This is a genomic window from Aeromicrobium halocynthiae (assembly GCF_039531385.1).
In the GTDB taxonomy this organism is placed as follows: Bacteria; Actinomycetota; Actinomycetes; order Propionibacteriales; family Nocardioidaceae; genus Aeromicrobium; species Aeromicrobium halocynthiae.
Genome location: NZ_BAAAPY010000001.1, coordinates 648,750 through 663,934 on the forward strand (window position 1 = coordinate 648,750; position 15,185 = coordinate 663,934).

At 70.1% G+C, this 15,185-nt stretch carries 16 protein-coding genes, 1 other RNA gene and 2 pseudogenes; 4 read left to right on the top strand and 15 right to left on the bottom strand.

Annotation, left to right across the window (positions count from 1 at the left end; genetic code table 11):
- Position 1: 1 nt before the first annotated feature.
- The 4 genes from ABD213_RS03220 to ABD213_RS03235 all read right to left on the bottom strand — a co-directional run bounded on the left by ABD213_RS03220 (position 2) and on the right by ABD213_RS03235 (position 3,504).
- A complete protein-coding gene (locus ABD213_RS03220; protein WP_344324201.1) occupies positions 2–823 on the bottom strand; it encodes an alpha/beta hydrolase in 822 nt (273 codons plus the stop codon).
- 7 nt (positions 824–830) lie between these two features.
- Positions 831–1,238 (bottom strand): SRPBCC family protein, encoded by a 408-nt coding sequence (locus ABD213_RS03225; RefSeq protein ID WP_344324204.1) that lies wholly within the window; start codon positions 1,236–1,238, stop codon positions 831–833.
- Positions 1,239–1,455: 217 nt separating this feature from the next.
- Positions 1,456–2,505, bottom strand: a complete 1,050-nt coding sequence (locus ABD213_RS03230) for a helix-turn-helix domain-containing protein (RefSeq protein ID WP_344324208.1) — start codon at positions 2,503–2,505, stop codon at positions 1,456–1,458.
- A 27-nt stretch (positions 2,506–2,532) separates the two neighbouring features.
- The gene (locus tag ABD213_RS03235) at positions 2,533–3,504 is read right to left on the bottom strand and encodes an alpha/beta hydrolase (protein WP_344324211.1); all 972 of its coding nucleotides are present in this window, start codon (positions 3,502–3,504) and stop codon (positions 2,533–2,535) included.
- A gap of 223 nt (positions 3,505–3,727) precedes the next feature.
- On the opposite strand from ABD213_RS03235, the gene ABD213_RS03240 reads away from it, so the two are divergent.
- Positions 3,728–4,903, top strand: a complete 1,176-nt coding sequence (locus ABD213_RS03240; RefSeq protein WP_344324214.1) for a serine hydrolase domain-containing protein — start codon at positions 3,728–3,730, stop codon at positions 4,901–4,903.
- 196 nt (positions 4,904–5,099) lie between these two features.
- Here the strand turns inward: ABD213_RS03240 and ssrA are convergent.
- The 9 genes and pseudogenes from ssrA to ftsE all read right to left on the bottom strand — a co-directional run bounded on the left by ssrA (position 5,100) and on the right by ftsE (position 11,565).
- Positions 5,100–5,470, bottom strand: a transfer-messenger RNA (tmRNA) gene (gene ssrA / locus ABD213_RS03245).
- Positions 5,471–5,565: 95 nt separating this feature from the next.
- Positions 5,566–6,324: a cryptochrome/photolyase family protein gene (locus ABD213_RS03250; protein WP_344324217.1), complete on the bottom strand. Its 759-nt coding sequence runs from the start codon at positions 6,322–6,324 to the stop codon at positions 5,566–5,568.
- Positions 6,318–6,542, bottom strand: a pseudogene (locus ABD213_RS03255) (hypothetical protein); the annotation flags it as partial. The pseudogene ABD213_RS03255 and the gene ABD213_RS03250, both read right to left, overlap by 7 nt.
- Before the next feature lie 124 nt (positions 6,543–6,666).
- Positions 6,667–6,819 (bottom strand): annotated as a pseudogene (locus ABD213_RS03260) (cryptochrome/photolyase family protein); the annotation flags it as partial.
- 43 nt (positions 6,820–6,862) lie between these two features.
- On the bottom strand, positions 6,863–7,777 hold the full coding sequence (locus tag ABD213_RS03265) for an amidohydrolase family protein (RefSeq protein WP_344324220.1): 915 nt from the start codon (positions 7,775–7,777) through the stop codon (positions 6,863–6,865).
- On the bottom strand, positions 7,774–8,250 hold the full coding sequence (gene smpB / locus ABD213_RS03270; RefSeq protein ID WP_344324223.1) for an SsrA-binding protein SmpB: 477 nt from the start codon (positions 8,248–8,250) through the stop codon (positions 7,774–7,776). The genes ABD213_RS03265 and smpB overlap by 4 nt, the downstream gene beginning before the upstream one ends.
- Before the next feature lie 280 nt (positions 8,251–8,530).
- On the bottom strand, positions 8,531–9,865 hold the full coding sequence (locus ABD213_RS03275; protein ID WP_344324226.1) for a peptidoglycan DD-metalloendopeptidase family protein: 1,335 nt from the start codon (positions 9,863–9,865) through the stop codon (positions 8,531–8,533).
- 85 nt (positions 9,866–9,950) lie between these two features.
- Positions 9,951–10,865 carry a permease-like cell division protein FtsX gene (gene ftsX / locus ABD213_RS03280; RefSeq protein ID WP_344324229.1) on the bottom strand — a complete coding sequence of 305 codons (915 nt, stop codon included), beginning with the start codon at positions 10,863–10,865 and terminating at the stop codon, positions 9,951–9,953.
- 10 nt (positions 10,866–10,875) lie between these two features.
- A complete protein-coding gene (gene ftsE / locus ABD213_RS03285; RefSeq protein ID WP_344324232.1) occupies positions 10,876–11,565 on the bottom strand; it encodes a cell division ATP-binding protein FtsE in 690 nt (229 codons plus the stop codon).
- Positions 11,566–11,714: 149 nt separating this feature from the next.
- Between ftsE and ABD213_RS03290 the strand changes: the two genes are divergently transcribed.
- Positions 11,715–12,224 (top strand): DinB family protein, encoded by a 510-nt coding sequence (locus tag ABD213_RS03290; RefSeq protein WP_344324701.1) that lies wholly within the window; start codon positions 11,715–11,717, stop codon positions 12,222–12,224.
- A 16-nt stretch (positions 12,225–12,240) separates the two neighbouring features.
- On the opposite strand, the gene prfB is transcribed toward ABD213_RS03290, so the two are convergent.
- On the bottom strand, positions 12,241–13,356 hold the full coding sequence (prfB, locus tag ABD213_RS03295) for a peptide chain release factor 2 (protein WP_344324235.1): 1,116 nt from the start codon (positions 13,354–13,356) through the stop codon (positions 12,241–12,243).
- A gap of 53 nt (positions 13,357–13,409) precedes the next feature.
- On the opposite strand from prfB, the gene ABD213_RS03300 reads away from it, so the two are divergent.
- Both ABD213_RS03300 and ABD213_RS03305 read left to right on the top strand, forming a co-directional pair.
- Positions 13,410–13,826 carry an HIT family protein gene (locus tag ABD213_RS03300; RefSeq protein ID WP_344324237.1) on the top strand — a complete coding sequence of 139 codons (417 nt, stop codon included), beginning with the start codon at positions 13,410–13,412 and terminating at the stop codon, positions 13,824–13,826.
- A gap of 84 nt (positions 13,827–13,910) precedes the next feature.
- Entirely contained in the window at positions 13,911–14,465 is a 555-nt protein-coding gene (locus tag ABD213_RS03305) for a hypothetical protein (RefSeq protein WP_344324239.1), read from the top strand.
- A 22-nt stretch (positions 14,466–14,487) separates the two neighbouring features.
- Here ABD213_RS03305 and ABD213_RS03310 read toward each other — a convergent pair whose 3' ends face one another.
- Positions 14,488–15,174, bottom strand: coding sequence for a hypothetical protein (locus tag ABD213_RS03310; RefSeq protein WP_344324242.1), 687 nt, complete (start codon positions 15,172–15,174; stop codon positions 14,488–14,490).
- Positions 15,175–15,185: the final 11 nt, after the last annotated feature.

Sequence of the window (15,185 nt, forward strand, 5' to 3'; positions counted from 1 at the left end):
TTCAACCCACCACCCGGTCCGCCAGCCGGACCGTCGCGGCGACGACCGGCTCCCCGAACATCTCAGGGTCGTTGTGGCCGACCCCGTCGATGACGACCTCCTCGACGAGGTTCTCGACGGAGCGCGCCACGTCTGCGCTCTGCTGCGTCGGCACCACCTCGTCCTTCGAACCGCGCACGACGGAGACCGGCACCTGGGACCCGGCCAGGTCGTCCAGCAGCGGGAAGCGGTCGCGGAGCAGGAGCCCCGTCGGCGCCCAGGGCAGGTGGTGCGCGGCGACCGCACCGAAGTCCGTGAACGGCGAGCGCAGGAGCATCCCGGCCGGCGGTCGGTCGGCCTGCAGCCGCGCCACGACGCCGGTGCCGATGGACTCCCCCACGTACACCGTCCGCGCCGGTTCGAAGCCCTCTGCGACCAGCAGGTCGGCCGCGGCGAGGGCGTCGTTGGCCAGGCCGTCCTCCGTCGGCCGCCCCGGGTTGCCGCCGTAGCCTCGGTAGTCCAGCAGCAGCACGGTGAACCCCTCCGCAGCCAGGGCACGCCCCATGTCCAGCCGCCCGGCACGGTTGCCGGCGTTGCCCGGCGCGTAGAGCACGGCCGTGGAACGGTCGGAGGTGGCGTCGGGCTCGACGATCCACGCCTCGAGGCGCAGGCCGTCGGTCGTCGCGAGGTCGACCTCGCGAACCTCGGGCGGCGCCTGGACGGACGCGGTGTCGGGAAGGTAGACGAGGGACCGCTGGAAGGCCCAGAGCAGCCCGAGCAGGGCCGCGCTCGCGGCCACGACGGTCCCGAGCAGGATCATCGCTCGACGTGCCGAGCGACTCACGCGGGTCTCATCGTTCGGCCACGCGCGCGAGCCGGTGCGTGAAGAACGCGACGACCGGGGCGTAGGTGGCTGCGATCGGCGCCGGCGCCTCGACCGTCATGGTGACGACCGATCGCCGGCGCACCCCGTCGACCTCCCCGTCCGCGTCCGCCGGGTCCACGGAGTGCTCGAGGCGGACCGGACCGACCGACCACGTCCACGAGCGCCCCGGGTCGACGGCGTCGATACGTGCGGGGACGGGAAGAGCGCCGAGCAGCCGTGCTGCACCCCTGCGGCCCACCTCGACCTCCGGGTCGCCGAGACCCCAGGCGCCCCGGACGTGCGGCGCCCACGTCGACCACTCGGCCGGGCGCGCCATCAGTCGCCACACCTCGTCGGGGGCGGCGGCGGAGCGGACCGAGCAGGTGCGTCGCATGCGACCAGCCTAGGCAGAGCGATCGGCACCGGCACGGCGTCGACTGCAGCGAATCGTGTCCGCACGACGTCGTCCTCGTCCCGAGCGGGCCACCATGAACACCCTCGGCGTCGACGACGTCGACGTCCCTCGACGAGCACGTCGGCCTCGCCGACACCCGGGTCGGGCCACAGGCTCGCACGGTGGGACCTGGCCGGGTCGCTGGGCTGTCACGGCGTCACCGTCCTGCCGGTGGAGGCGGCAGTTCGAGGACGCGGGAGTTCTCGAGCCGCCACATGATGTGTGCTGTACCGATGCGGGTGCGGCCGAACCCGTCCATGGGGTCGAAGCCGAGGATGCGTTCGATCGTCTCGACCCTGTCCTGCATCGTGCTGTGGTGGATCCCGATGTCGCGCGCGGCCTGGCGGACGGTGCCGGTGCGGACGATGGCGTCGATCGTGGCGGCACCCCACGGGTGCTCCAACACCGCTGCGAGTCGTTCGACGTCGGGGTGGTGGCCGGCGCCTGCGGAGTCGGCGAGGAGGCCGACGATGCCGCCGAGGTCGTCGGCCCTTACCCGCGGGCTAGAAGGAGGGTCACACAGGCGCAGCGCGACCATGGCGGTGCGGAACGAGTGGTGGAGCTCGCTCACGTGGGTCGGTGAGCCGATGCCGCAGGGCGTTGCATCGAGCTCTCCGTGGTCGGCCGGCACGACGACAGCGTGCACGGGGCCGAACGGTGTGGGCACGACGTCCTCGGGCCCTGCGGGGTGGGTGGTCCAGACGGCGAACAGAGGGGCGACGGCTACGCGGTAGCGGCGTCCTGCGACCAGGCCGAGGGCGGTGGCCGAGATGCAGCGCTGTTCCTCCTCGACGGTCTCATCGACCAGGAGGCCGACGTAGCGCCGGTTGTCGAACTCCCTGCGCCCGTGGCCGTGCCGGATGCGGACGGCCAGGGCCAGCCGTTCGAGGATGATGGCATCGTTGGGCTGCTGAGGACCCTCGCGTTCGAGCCACACCCGCAAGTCCTCGGTGGCGTGGGCCGTCAGCTCCGAACGGCGCGACGGCGCGAGCGTGTCGTCGCGGTGTCCGTCCGGGGCGATGCGAACCACTCGCGCGGGAGATCGCTGCTCGAATCCGGCAGTACATGCTGCGAGCGACGCGGCTGAGGCGAGCAGTGCCCGAGTGTTCACCCGGCCGACGACCAGCTCGTCGAAGCAGGCGATGACACGCAGCCCGAGGCTGGCGCTCGGGTCGAGTCGCGCGATGCGCCCCAGAAGCTCCTGCATCAGCGCCCTCCTGCCTGGGTCGCGATGTCAGTCGGCAAGGGTCTTCTCCACCCAGGCGTTCCGTGTGGCGATCATGCTGCGTCCGACGGCCGTGTGGGGCGCGAAGATGTCGCAGGCGTGGAACGCGCCGGACCACACGTGCAGTTCGGCGTCGCCGCCGGCACTCCAGATGGCCCGGGCGTAGTCGATCGCCTCGTCGCGGAAGATCTCGGCAGCACCGACGTCGATGAAGGCGGGCGGCAGGTGCCCGAGGTCGGTGGCCCGTGACGGCGCCGCGTAGGGCGAGACGTGGGCCGAGCCGCGCGCCGCACCGAGCAGGGCGTCCCATCCGGTCAGGTTGCTGACCCGATCCCAGACCCCGACGCCGTCGAACTGCGCGGTCGAGGGGGTTGCGCAGCGGTCGTCGAGCATGGGGTAGTCGAGCACCTGTCCGCAGAGGGCGGGTCCGTTGCGGTCGCGGGCAGCGAGGGCGACGCCTGCCGCGAGACCTCCACCGGCGCTGGCGCCGGCCACGAGGACGCGGTCGGCTCGTACATTCAGGGCGCCGGCGTGCTCCGCCAACCACAGCAGAGCGGCGTACATGTCCTCACGGCCGTGGGGGTCGGGGTGCTCTGGCGCAAGCCGGTACTCCACCGTCACGAGTGCGGCGCCGAGCTGGTCGACCCAGTCGAGCACCAGATCGATGCCGCTGAAGCGGTCGCCGAACATCAGGCCACCGGAGTGGGCGTAGAGCACGGCTGGGACGACGCCGGTCGCCTCGGCGTGCCGCAGGACCGAGACCAGCATCGGGGAGCCGTCGTGGCTGGAGATGGTGTGGTCCTGCCTGATGATGCGACGTTCGGAGAAGACGTCGTCCAGGGGTGGGGACGCGTAGGACGTGCGCATGAAGTCGATCAGGTCCGGCGTGATGGTCGGTGGGAACATGCCACCGACCACGGCCAGTCCGGCCTTCAGCTCGGCGTCGAACGCGGGACGCGGCGGCGTCGGCAGGGTGGTCACGAGCACTCCTCTCGCATCGGACGTCCTCGCAGGCTACCCCCGCTACCCCGCTCGCGCGCCGTGTCCACGATGGTGGCGGCCTCATGTTGCTCTACCCGCCAGATGGCGGGCCGCGACCGCCGATCCTCGTCACACCGACGGTTCCACCTTGGGCAGCACACGACCAGTGTGACCTAGAACACGGCCTGCGACCGCCGCGGGCCCGACGACCCAGGAGGTCACCATGAGCAGGACCATCGACGGTACCGGCATCGACCGGGTGCTCGACGCAGCCGTGGACAGAGGCGCGCTACCGCACATCGCTGCCATTGCCGCTGACGCCGACGGCGTCTTCTACGAAGGTGGCGCGGGGGTGCGAGTCGCGGGCGAGTCCGACGACCCGGTCACCACCTCCACGCAGTTCCGCATCATGTCGATGACGAAGATGGTCTGCACGGCGGCTGCACTCCAGCAGGTCGAGCGGGGCGAGCTGGACCTCGATGCCCCCGTCGAGCAGTACGTGCCGGAGTTCGCCGAGGTGAAGGTGCTCGACGGCTTCGACGGCGACACTCCCGTCCTGCGCGAACCGGCCAGCAAGGCCACGGTCCACCACCTCATCACGCACACCTCCGGCCTCGCCTACTGGTTCTGGAACGACAAGCTCGTCAGGTACGAGGCCGCGACCGGCACCCCGAACGTCGTGCCCGGCACGATGGACGCGTTCAAGGCGCCGATGGTCGCCGACCCCGGCACCGAGTACGTGTACGGCATCAACACCGACTGGCTCGGCCGCGTCGTCGAGGCCGTCGCGGGCGAGACGCTCGATGCCGTCATCGCCGACAACATCACCGACCCGCTCGGCATGTCCGACACCGCGTTCATCCTCGACGAGACCCGCTACGCCAACGCCGTGACGGTCCACGTGAAGGGTGAGGACGGAGCGTGGACGTCGGCCGGAGAGATCCTCAACCAGGCGCCCGAGTGGTACGCCGGTGGCCACGGCCTCTACTCCACGCCGAGGGACTACATCCGGTTCGAGCGCGCGCTGCTGCGCGGTGGCGAGCTCGACGGTGTTCGCATCCTGTCGGAGGACACGGTCGATGCCGCCTTCACCAACCAGATCGGCGACCTGGACTTCCCTGCTGAGATCCCGACCGCCGACCCGGCCATCACCGACACCATGCACGCTGGTCCGGGCTGGAAGTGGGGTCACGGGCTCCTGCTGAACACCGAGGACGTCCCCGGCGGTCGGCGTGCCGGCACCGGCTCCTGGGCCGGTCTTTTCAACACCCATTTCTTCATCGACCGCACCACCGGCATCTGCGCCAGCATCTACACGAACTCCCTGCCGTTCATCACCTACGAGGACGCGTGGAAGACGTACGTGGAGTTCGAGCAGGCACTCTACGCGGCGCTGTAGGACGCAGGGGCCGACTCGATTCACCCCACTGAATCACCACGACAAGACCCCCACCCAAAAACGGGGTGGGGGTCTTGTCATGGTGGAGCTGCCGGGATCCCTACCGCTCGTTCCTCGCGGCAGGGGCCGACTCGATTCACCCCACTGAATCACCACGACAAGACCCCCACCCAAAAACGGGGTGGGGGTCTTGTCATGGTGGAGCTGCCGGGAATCGAACCCGGGTCCTCTGGCGCAGCATCAGGGCTTCTCCGGGTGCAGTCCGTCTGACGATTTTCTCGGCCCCGGCGCTCGGACGAACGCGTCACCGACAGGCCCAGTCACAGTGAAGTCCCGATCACGCCCTGCGACACAGCGTGACCAGCAAGTCCCCTCGATGAGACAGACGATCCGGGACGGGGACGCTCCCGGGTCTGCCCTTCACCAGTCGCTGTCAGGCAGCGAGGGCGAAGTCAGTGCGCTTGTTCTCGGCACTTGTGGGTTTGCAACGATCGTTTGAGAGATGACGTTGCCTTCTCTACCCGCTTCACCTGATCCGTACGACCACAGTCGAAACCGATCAGCCCCTCTTGAGTTGTCACACCCCTCGCGGGGCCACACCAGTCTACAACCGGGGACCGACACTGGGTATTCCTCGACCAGGACCACCCCGCGACGGATGCTCAGAAGCGCGAGCGCTCCCGTTCCTGCAGGACGACGTCCTCCAGGTCCTTCAAGCGACGCATGCTCGCCAGCGGGCGGCCCATCCGGTGGTTCCCGGAGACCTTGTCCTCGACGCGGTGCAGGAAGGCCCAGTAGCCCGCCGTGAAGGGGCACGCGTCGTCCCCCAGTCGCTTCCTCGGATCGAAGACGCAGCCCCCGCAGTGGTCGGTCATCCGACTCAGGTACGCGCCGCCGGCGGCGTACGGCTTGGTCGCGACGATCCCTCCGTCGGCGTGCTGGCTCATGCCGACGACGTTCGCCGGCATGACCCACTCGGTCCCGTCCACGAAGGCGTCGGTGAACCATCGGGTCAGGGCCTGTGGGTCGTGACCACGCTGGAGGGAGAAGTTGCCGACCACCATCAGCCGCTGGATGTGGTGCAGCCATCCGGTCGCCCCCACCTGCTCCAGCGCGTGCGACAGGCACGCCGCCTCGACGGCCTCCCCGTCGAGCTCCCAGTACGCCTCGTGCAGCGGCTCGGTGGCGCCCAGGTGGTTGTTCGACGACGTGTAGTCCGGCCCCAGGTGCCAGTACAGGTGCCAGACCCACTCCCTCCACCCCATCACCTGGCGCACCATCCCCTCGACGCTGGCGATGGGTGCGTCGCCGGACCGGTAGGCGTCCAGGACGGCCTCGACGACCTCCATCGGGTGGAGCAGGCCGAGGTTCATCGGCACGCTCAGGCGCGAGTGGGCCATGACCGGGTCGTCGGTCAGCACCGCGTCCTCGTGCGGCCCGAACTCCGCGAGTCGGTGCTGGACGAAGTCATCGAGCGCCTCCAGCGCCTCGTCGCGGGTGGCGGCGAAGGCCCGCGGCCGTCAGCGCCGAGGAACTCGACCCCGTCCTCGACCATCGCGTCGAGGTCCGCGCGGACCTGCTGGTCGATCTCGTCCTCCGCAGGCCGCCAGGGAGCAGGCAGTCCGAGCGTGGAGCGGTCCTTCGGTGCCGGTTCGCGGTTGTCGTGGTCGAAGTTCCACCGACCCCCCTCGGGGTCTCCAGGTCGCCGAGGCCCTGGACCGCCTCCCGGACGGCGCCCGGATCACCTCGACGTCGAGCTCCGCCGCTCGGTGCCGGATGGCCGAGAGGAACAGGTGGGCGCGCTGGCGGTGGATGGGGTGTCGGCGCAGCTCGTCGGCGGCGTCGACGAGCACGACGTCGTCGGCGTCGTCGGTGAAGTGCGGCCCGAGCTGGTCGCCGAAGAGCATCCGTCGCATGCCACGACGCTAGGACCTCCTGGCGCAGCGGCAACTCATCGCGTCACTCGTGCGGCGTCGCTCCCAGCAGGTCGGCCGCGTTGTGCCACAGCACCGAGCGCATCCAGTCGTCGCCGAGGTCGAGGCGCTGCAGGACCTCGACCTGGTGGGCGTAGGCGTACGGGATGTTCGGGAAGTCCGTGCCGAACAGGATCCGCGGCGCCAGGTCGCGCAGCCGCGACGGGAGCGACGGGTCGTCCGGTGGGTCGAAGAAGTCGACGAACGCCATCGTCGTGTCCAGGCGCAGGTTCTCGAACCGGTCCGCGAGGTCGAGGAACTCGGCGTACTCCGGCATCCCGAGGTGGGCGATGACCAACCGCAGCGAGGGGAACCGTGCCATCACCCGCTCGACACCCTGCGGCCCGGTGTGGGCGCCCGGAGCCGGGCCCGACCCCGCGTGCAGCACGATCGGCGTCCCGCTCTCGGCGAGGGTGCCCCACACCGGATCCAGGAGCGGGTCGTCGGCGGCGAACTCCCCCACCTGAAGGTGCGCCTTGAAGACGTCCACGCCCTCCTCCACGAGCGCCGGGACGTAGCCGGCCGCCTCGGGCTCGGGGTAGAAGGTCGCGGAGCGCCAGGCGTCGGGTGTCGCGGCCGCGAACGCGAGGGTCCAGTCGTTCATGAACGTCGCGACCCCCGGACGGTGGGCGTAGGACAGTGTCGAGAACCGCCGCACCCCCATGCTGCGCAGGTGGGCCACCCGCTCCTCGTCGCTGCCGCGGTAGGTGATCGGCCAGGACCGACCGAGCTTCGGGCCGGCCGCGTCGAAGTAGGCCCAGACCTTGGCCAGCACCTTCGGGTGCATGAAGTGCACGTGCACGTCCAGCAGGCCCGGAAGTCCCAGGTCCTGCCAGAGCGCCGGCAGGTCCTCGTCCCTCAGCACGGCGTCAGGGCGCGCCGTCGCGGGGCGCGGACTCACCGGATGCCCTTGAGCCGTCGCCCGAGCTCGCGCTGGGCGTCGGCCTTGGCCTGGCGCTCGGCGATCGCGTGCCGCTTGTCGTACTGCTTCTTGCCTCGTGCGAGGGCGATCTCGACCTTGGCCCGGCCGTCGCGGAAGTACAGGCTCAGCGGGACGAGCGTCAGACCCTTGGCCTGCACCCGCTGCTCGATCTTGTCGATCTCGTGGCGGTTCAGCAGGAGCTTGCGCTTGCGCCGGGTGAGGTGGTTGGTCCACGTGCCCTGCGCGTACTCCGGGATGTGCACGTTGTGCAACCATGCCTCGCCGCCGTCGATGTCGCAGAACCCGTCGACGAGCGACGCGCGGCCGGCGCGCAGCGACTTGACCTCGGTCCCGGTCAGGACGAGCCCGGCCTCGTAGGTGTCCTCGACGTGGTAGTCGTGGCGCGCCTTCTTGTTCTGCGCAATGATCTTGCGCCCGGTCTCCTTGGGCATGCCGTCCAGTCTCTCAGATCACTGCCGGAGCACCCAGGTGCCGACCTGCTCGACGATCGGCGACGGCCACCGGGGCCGGCCCCGGACGCTGTACTGCCAGGACGCGGTGCTGGGCGGGAGTCGGGTCGTCCTCGAACCGCCGGCCGGGAACGAACACGTCGAGGAACCACGGCCCCTGAACCATCCGCACCCCGACGTGGCGAGGCGGGATGTACGCGCGGCGGGGTGTACGCGCGGCATCGACCGGGAGGTCGATCGCGGAGCGGACCAGCGGCACGACTCAGAGCCAACCCATGGGGTTGGTGACCCGGCCGTTGGCGATGACCATGAAGTGCAGGTGGCAGCCGGTCGAGTAGCCGGTCGTGCCCACGTACCCGATGACCTCGCCCCGGCTGACGCGTGACCCGCGGCTCTTGGCGTAGCGCGAGAGGTGGTTGTAGGTCGTGACGACGCTCTGGCCGCGCATGACGCCGTGGGAGATGATCACGCGGTTGCCGTAGCCGGCGTTGTAGTACTGCTCGATGATCCTCCCACCCGCGGCGGCTCGGATCGGCGTGCCGCAGGGTGAGCCCCAGTCGGTGCCGTCGTGCAGCTTGTAGACGCCGGTGATGGGGTGGACCCGCATGCCGTACGAGGAGGTGATCCGTCCGTTGACGGGGTAGGACAGGGTGCTTCCCCCACCTCCACCGCCGGAGGACGACCCCCCGCCGCCACCGCCGCCACCGCCGCCACCGCTGTTGGCGCGCCGCTCCCGCTCACGACGCTCCCGCTCTCGCTGCTCGCGGAGCTCACGGGCCGCCAGCGCCGCCAGCCTGGCGTTGAGGTTGTCGCGCTCGGCCTCGTAGGCCCGCAGGGTCTGTGCGTCGGAGTCCTGGATGCGCTTGGCGTCGGCACTCTTGGCCTCGCGGTCGGCCACGAGCTCGGCGACCTCGGCCGCCTGGGCGGCCGCAGCAGCCTCGAGCTCCTGCTTCTGGACGAGGTTCGCCGCCGCGGCCTCGCGGGCGACGGCGACCTCGTTGCGCAGCTTCTCGACCTCGCCGCGGTTGAGCTCGAGCATGACGCGGGCCGCCGCGAGGCGCTGCATGGTTGCGACCTGGGCGTCGCTGACCGAGTTGTTGAGGCTCATGCGCTCGGTGAAGTCCGAGGGGTCGGCGCCGGTCAGCAGCTCGCCGAAGGTGCGCATGCCGCGGTCACCCTCCTGCAGCGACTCCACCGTGAACTGCTCGACCCTCTTCTCCGAGGCCGCGAGCCGCGCCTCGCCACGCTTGAGGCGTGCCTCCGCCTCCTCGAGCCGCTTCTGCGCGGCGTCGAGCTCTCGCTGCATGCGGGCGTCCTCGGCCTCGGCCACGGCCAGCTGACCGCGCGTCTCACCCAGTGCTTGCTGGGCGGAGGCGAGGCGTCCCTGCGCCTCCTGCAGCGCGCTCGCCGCAGCGGCGTACTCCTTGCTGGACTGGTCGTAGCTGCGCTGCGCACCGTCGATTTTGCCACTGACCCCTCGACGCTCACGCTCGAGCTCGTCGCGGGAGTCGGCCGCTCCCACCGGCGCGGTGAAGCCGAGCAGGAGACCGACGGTGATGAGAGCGGCGAAGGCCGCCTTGGGTGAACTGAAAGCCATGTCCTCGACCTCGGGGAAGGTCCACCGGGGGCCCCGATGGTGTCGATGTGACGCTTGGTACTGGTGTGACTCTAGTGGCTGTGGCTCACACGTCAAGGTACTTGCGCGTCATCACCAGCGTGGGGATGAGCGCGAGCAGCACGGCCAGGACGGTCGTGTAGCCCATCACGAGCGCCGCGTCCTGCCAGCGGATCCACGTGGTGAGCTGGTCCAAGGTCGTCCGCAGGTACCCGTAGACGACGACGTACATGAAGGCAGCGATGCCGGCGGCGGCGAGCGCCGCGGAGATCAACGCGGCCAGCAACGACTCGAGCACGAACGGCAGCTGGATGTGCCAACTGGAGGCGCCGACCAGACGCATGATGCCGATCTCGCGTCGACGGGCGTAGGCGGTCATGCGGATGGTGTTGGAGACCTGCAGGATCGCGGCGACGACGAGCAGCACCGAGATGGTGATCGCCACCCACTGCAGGTTGCCGAGGATCTCGAACAGCGGACCGAGCAGCTCGCGCAGCGAGTTGACGCTGCCCACCCCGTCCATCCCGGAAACCTGGCTGACGACGCCGTCGAACCGCTGCGGGTCCTCGAGGGTGACGTAGTAGCTCTCGGGGAAGGACTCCGGGCCGACGGTCTCGAGCTGCTGGCGACCCGACTCCGACTGGCCCAGGACCTCCTGGGCGCGCTCGTAGTTGTCGGCCGGGGTGCGGACCTCGAACGACCGCACCTCCGGGTTGGTCGACAAGGCCTCCTGGACCGCCTCGCGCTGCTGGTCGGTGGCGGCCCCGCCCACGCACGTCGCCGCCGGGGAGTTGTCGGTGCACAGGTTCACCTGCAGCTGCAGACGGTCGCCGAAGAACTGCTCGGTGCGCTCGGCCTGCGCCTGCATCAGCAGACCGATGGCCGCCAGCAGCAGGGAGACCGTCATGGTGACGATCAGCGAGATCGTCATGGAGGTGTTGCGCGACAGGCTCGCGCGCAGCTCGCTCAGGATGTTTCGCATGGGTGCGTCCTCAGGACTGGTAGCCGTAGATGCCGCGGGCCTCGTCGCGCACGATGCGCCCGTCGTCGAGCTCGATGACGCGCTTGCGCATCTGGTCGACGACGGAGGAGTCGTGGGTGGCCATGACGACGGTGGTGCCGGTGCGGTTGATGCGGTCGAGCAGCTTCATGATGCCGACGCTCGTGGTGGGGTCGAGGTTCCCGGTGGGCTCGTCGGCGATGAGGATCATCGGACGGTTGACGAACGCCCGCGCGATGGCGACGCGCTGCTGCTCGCCGCCGGAGAGCTCGTCGGGCATGCGGTGCGCCTTGCCCTCGAGCCCGACCATCTCCAGCGTCTCGGGGACGAGGGCGTCGATGTCGGAACGGGACTTGCCGATCACCTGCAACGCGAAGGCGACGTTCTCGTGGACGGTCTTGTTCGGCAGCAGGCGGAAGTCCTGGAACACCGTCCCGACCTGGCGGCGCAGCTTGGGCACCTTCCAGCCGGACAGCCGGTTGATCTCCTTGCCGGCGACGTGGACGCGTCCGGTGCTCGGCCGTGTCTCACGGAGCACGAGGCGCAGGAACGTCGACTTGCCCGACCCGGAGGACCCGACGAGGAAGACGAACTCGCCCTTGGCGATCTCCAGGTCCAAGGACTCCAGCGCAGGACGCTTCTGCCCCGGGTAGGTCTTGGACACCTTGTCGAAGCGAATCACTCGCCCGACTATATGCAGCCGGCCCGAGGACACGGTGCTCCCACGCCCGCCACCACGGTGGCAGGCTGGTGACCATGGACACCTGCACGCAGGACCTGCAGCGCTGCCTTCACGTCGGTCGCGACGCCCTGCGGTAGAAGCTCGACGGGCTGTCCGAGCTCGACGCGCGCCGCAGCCTGACGCCTACCGGCCTCAACCTGCCCGGTCTCGTCCACCACGTCGCGGTGTGCGCCGCGGGGTACTTCGGCGAGGTCCTCGACCACCCCTTCCCCGAACCTCTCCCCGACGTCGACGCCGACCCGCATGCCGACTTCGTGGCGCCGGCCGACATCGACCTCGCCGAAGCGCTCGACTTCGTGGATCGTGCGTGGGCCCACGCCGACGCCTCGATCGCGGCCCTCCCCCTGCGTGCTCGGGGTCGGGTGCCGTGGTGGTCCGGCGCCGCGGCCGACGTCACGCTGGAGCCACTGCTGGTCCACATGGTCGCGGAGACCCATCGGCACGCCGGTCACGCCGACGTCGTGCGCGAGCAGCTCGACGGTTCCACGGGTCTTCGTCCGGACGCGTCGAGCCAGCCCGACGGGAGGACCTGGACCGAGCACGTCGCCGAGGTCGACCGCACCGCGCGGGAGGCCGCCGAACGGTCGACCAGCCCCTGATCCGTCCTCCCGGGCGTCAGGCGGGTGCGTCCTCGGTGTTGCGTCGCCACCGGATGCCGGCCTCGATGAAGTCGTCGATCTCCCCGTCGAGGACGGACTGCGTGTTGCCGGTCTCGTGCTCGGTGCGCAGGTCCTTGACCAGCTGGTACGGGTTGAGCACGTAGTTGCGCATCTGGTCGCCCCACGAGGCGTTCGCGTCTCCGCGCAGCTCGTCGAGGTGGGCCCGCTCCTCGGCCTTCTTCAGCGCGAGCAGCTTGGCCTTGAGGATCACCATGGCGCTCGCCTTGTTCTGCAGCTGGCTCTTCTCGTTCTGACAGCTGACGACCGTCCCGGTGGGGATGTGCGTCAGGCGCACGGCGGAGTCCGTCGTGTTGACGCTCTGCCCGCCGGGACCGGAGGAGCGGTACACGTCGACGCGGACCTCGTCCTCAGGGATGTCGATCTCATCGGTCTGCTCCAGGACGGGGACGACCTCGACGGCGGCGAACGACGTCTGGCGCCGACCCTGGTTGTCGAACGGCGAGATCCGGACGAGGCGGTGGGTGCCGGACTCCACGGACAGCGTGCCGTAGGCGTACGGGGCCTTGACCGCGAACGTCGCCGACTTGATGCCCGCCCCCTCGGCCCACGACGTGTCGTAGACCTCCACGGCGTAGTCGTGGCGCTCGGCCCAGCGGGTGTACATGCGCTGCAGCATCTCGGCGAAGTCGGTGGCGTCGTCGCCGCCGGCACCGGAGCGGATCGTGACGATGGCGTCCCGCTCGTCGTACTCGCCGGACAGCAGGGTGCGGACCTCCAGCGACTCGATCGACGCGCTCAGACGACCGAGCTCGGCCTCGGCCTCGGCGATGGAGTCCGCGTCGGCCTCCTCCTGCGCGAGCTCGACGAGCACCTCGACGTCGTCGAGTCGTTGACGCAGTCCCTCGATCCGCTCCAGCTGCGCCTGCAGCGCCGAGAGGCGTCCGGTGACGCGCTGGGCGTTGGCCTGGTCGTCCCACAGGTCGGGGGCACCGACCTGCTCCTGCAGGTCGGCGATCTCGGTGCGCATCTTCTCGAGGTCGAGGACCTTCTCGATCGAGGTGAGGGTCGCCCCGAGCTCCTTGAGACGGGTCGGGAAGTCGGTCGTGGCCACCCGATGAGGTTACAGGCCGAGCCGTCGCGCGATCCCCATGGTGTGATCGTCCCATGGCGTGCCTCTTCTGCCGCATCGTCGACGGTGACGCCCCTGCCCACGTCGTGCTCGACGCCGAGCACGTGGTCGGATTCCTGGACGTCCGACCGGTCTTCAAGGGTCACGTCCTGCTGGTGCCGCGCGAGCACGTCGACACGCTGCTCGGGCTGCAGGCGCCGATGGTCGAGCCCCTGTTCACGACCACGCAACGGGTGGCGGCGGCCGTCACGGAGGCCTTCGGCGCGGAGGGGACGTTCGTGGCGATGAACAACGTGGTGTCCCAGAGCGTCCCGCACCTGCACGTCCACGTCGTGCCGCGCACCAAGGGCGACGGACTGCGTGGATTCTTCTGGCCGCGGACCCGGTACGACGACGAGGCCGACGCCGCGGAGCACGCCGCGCGGCTGCGTTCGGTGCTCGCCGGGCGGTGACGACCGCCTGCACGAACACCGGACATCGTCAGCACGGTGTCCTAGGGTCCGAGGGGTCGCACCAGTCGTCGTGAGGGGAACGCCGTGGAGAACGAGGCCGTGAGGGACCTGCCCGAGGGGGTCGATGCGAGCGAGGACCGCCCGCGACTCCTGCCTGCCGCGGGTGTGGGGGTCGCGGTGCTGCTGGTGGTCGCGCCGTGGCTGGCGTTCCGGTTCGCCCCGGCGCCGGTCGAGGTGGCTGCCGTGATCCTCGTCGTCCTGCTGGTCGTCCTGACGACGCTGGGGTACCTGGCGTCGACCCGCGGTCAGGGCGCCACCTTCGTGGCGATCGCGCTCGTGCTGCCGTACCTCGTGATCGGGACCGTCGCCTACGCCGCCGCCGACCGGGCCACCACGGAGCTGGAGTCGATCTTCGACGAGGACGACCCGTTCGACGAGGAGTTCTCGGAGGAGGACTTCTTCGACGACGAGGTGCTCCCCGAGGACCTCGGCGGGACGTACGGGTCGGACCCGCGGCTCGACGCGCTCCACGACGACTGCGTCGACGGCGACGCCGACGCGTGCGACGAGCTCTACCTGGAGTCCCCCGTGGGCAGCGAGTACGAGTCCGTGGCGATCGAGAACGGCGCCGGGGAGTAGCCACGCGACCGGGACCGACCGCTCACCACTCCCTTCGGTAGCCGCTCCTCGCGAGGTCGGTGTACCACTGGTAGAGCGCGGTCGCCTCGCGCCGCAGCGCGACGTAGAGGTCGCGCAGGTGCTCGTCCTCGCTGAGCAGGAGGTACTTCTCGTCCAGCAGGATGGGGCCGACCCCGGAGGAGATCGAGTCCCGGTAGTAGGTCTGGTCCTGCTTCGCACGGGCCGCGCTCATCTCCTGCAGGTACGTCTCGAGAATGTCCACGTAGCGGCCGCCAGCCGCCCGCGCGACGGCTGCCCTGCGACAGCCGAGGACGAAGTTCTTCATCTCGTGGGCGAGCTCGTCGGCGAACCCGGCTACCGTCGACCGGTCGGCGGAGCGCTCCCGCGCGAAGGCGGCACGGAAGGACCGACACAGCCCGTCCGCTCGCGAGGTGAAGCGGTGCAGGTCGGCCGTCGGTCGCGCCGCAAGGGTGATCGGGTACGTGCCTTCGTGGTCCCAGGGCTCCGGGCTCAGCTGAAGGTCTCGGTGCGGCGCGAGTCGCCGGTCGAGCGCCCAGTCCCGCACGATCATCATCGTCGCCCTCACGTCGAGGACGTCGCCCACCCGTCGGTCGAGCACGCGTCGGCGGGCGTCACCGAGCTCGAGCGCGACCTGTCCGTCGTGACGGAAGCTCATGACGATCGTGGTGGTGATCTCGAGCGGGGCCACACACCGATCCT

Excerpts from the sequence above, each read along its gene's own strand:
- ABD213_RS03225 (WP_344324204.1), bottom strand. The coding sequence starts at position 1,238 with ATGCGACGCACCTGCTCGGTCCGCTCCGCCGCCGCCCCCGACGAGGTG.
- ABD213_RS03230 (WP_344324208.1), bottom strand. The coding sequence starts at position 2,505 with ATGCAGGAGCTTCTGGGGCGCATCGCGCGACTCGACCCGAGCGCCAGC.
- ABD213_RS03240 (WP_344324214.1), top strand. The coding sequence starts at position 3,728 with ATGAGCAGGACCATCGACGGTACCGGCATCGACCGGGTGCTCGACGCA.
- smpB (WP_344324223.1), bottom strand. The coding sequence starts at position 8,250 with ATGCCCAAGGAGACCGGGCGCAAGATCATTGCGCAGAACAAGAAGGCG.
- ABD213_RS03275 (WP_344324226.1), bottom strand. The coding sequence starts at position 9,865 with ATGGCTTTCAGTTCACCCAAGGCGGCCTTCGCCGCTCTCATCACCGTC.
- ftsX (WP_344324229.1), bottom strand. The coding sequence starts at position 10,865 with ATGCGAAACATCCTGAGCGAGCTGCGCGCGAGCCTGTCGCGCAACACC.
- ABD213_RS03300 (WP_344324237.1), top strand. The coding sequence starts at position 13,410 with ATGGCGTGCCTCTTCTGCCGCATCGTCGACGGTGACGCCCCTGCCCAC.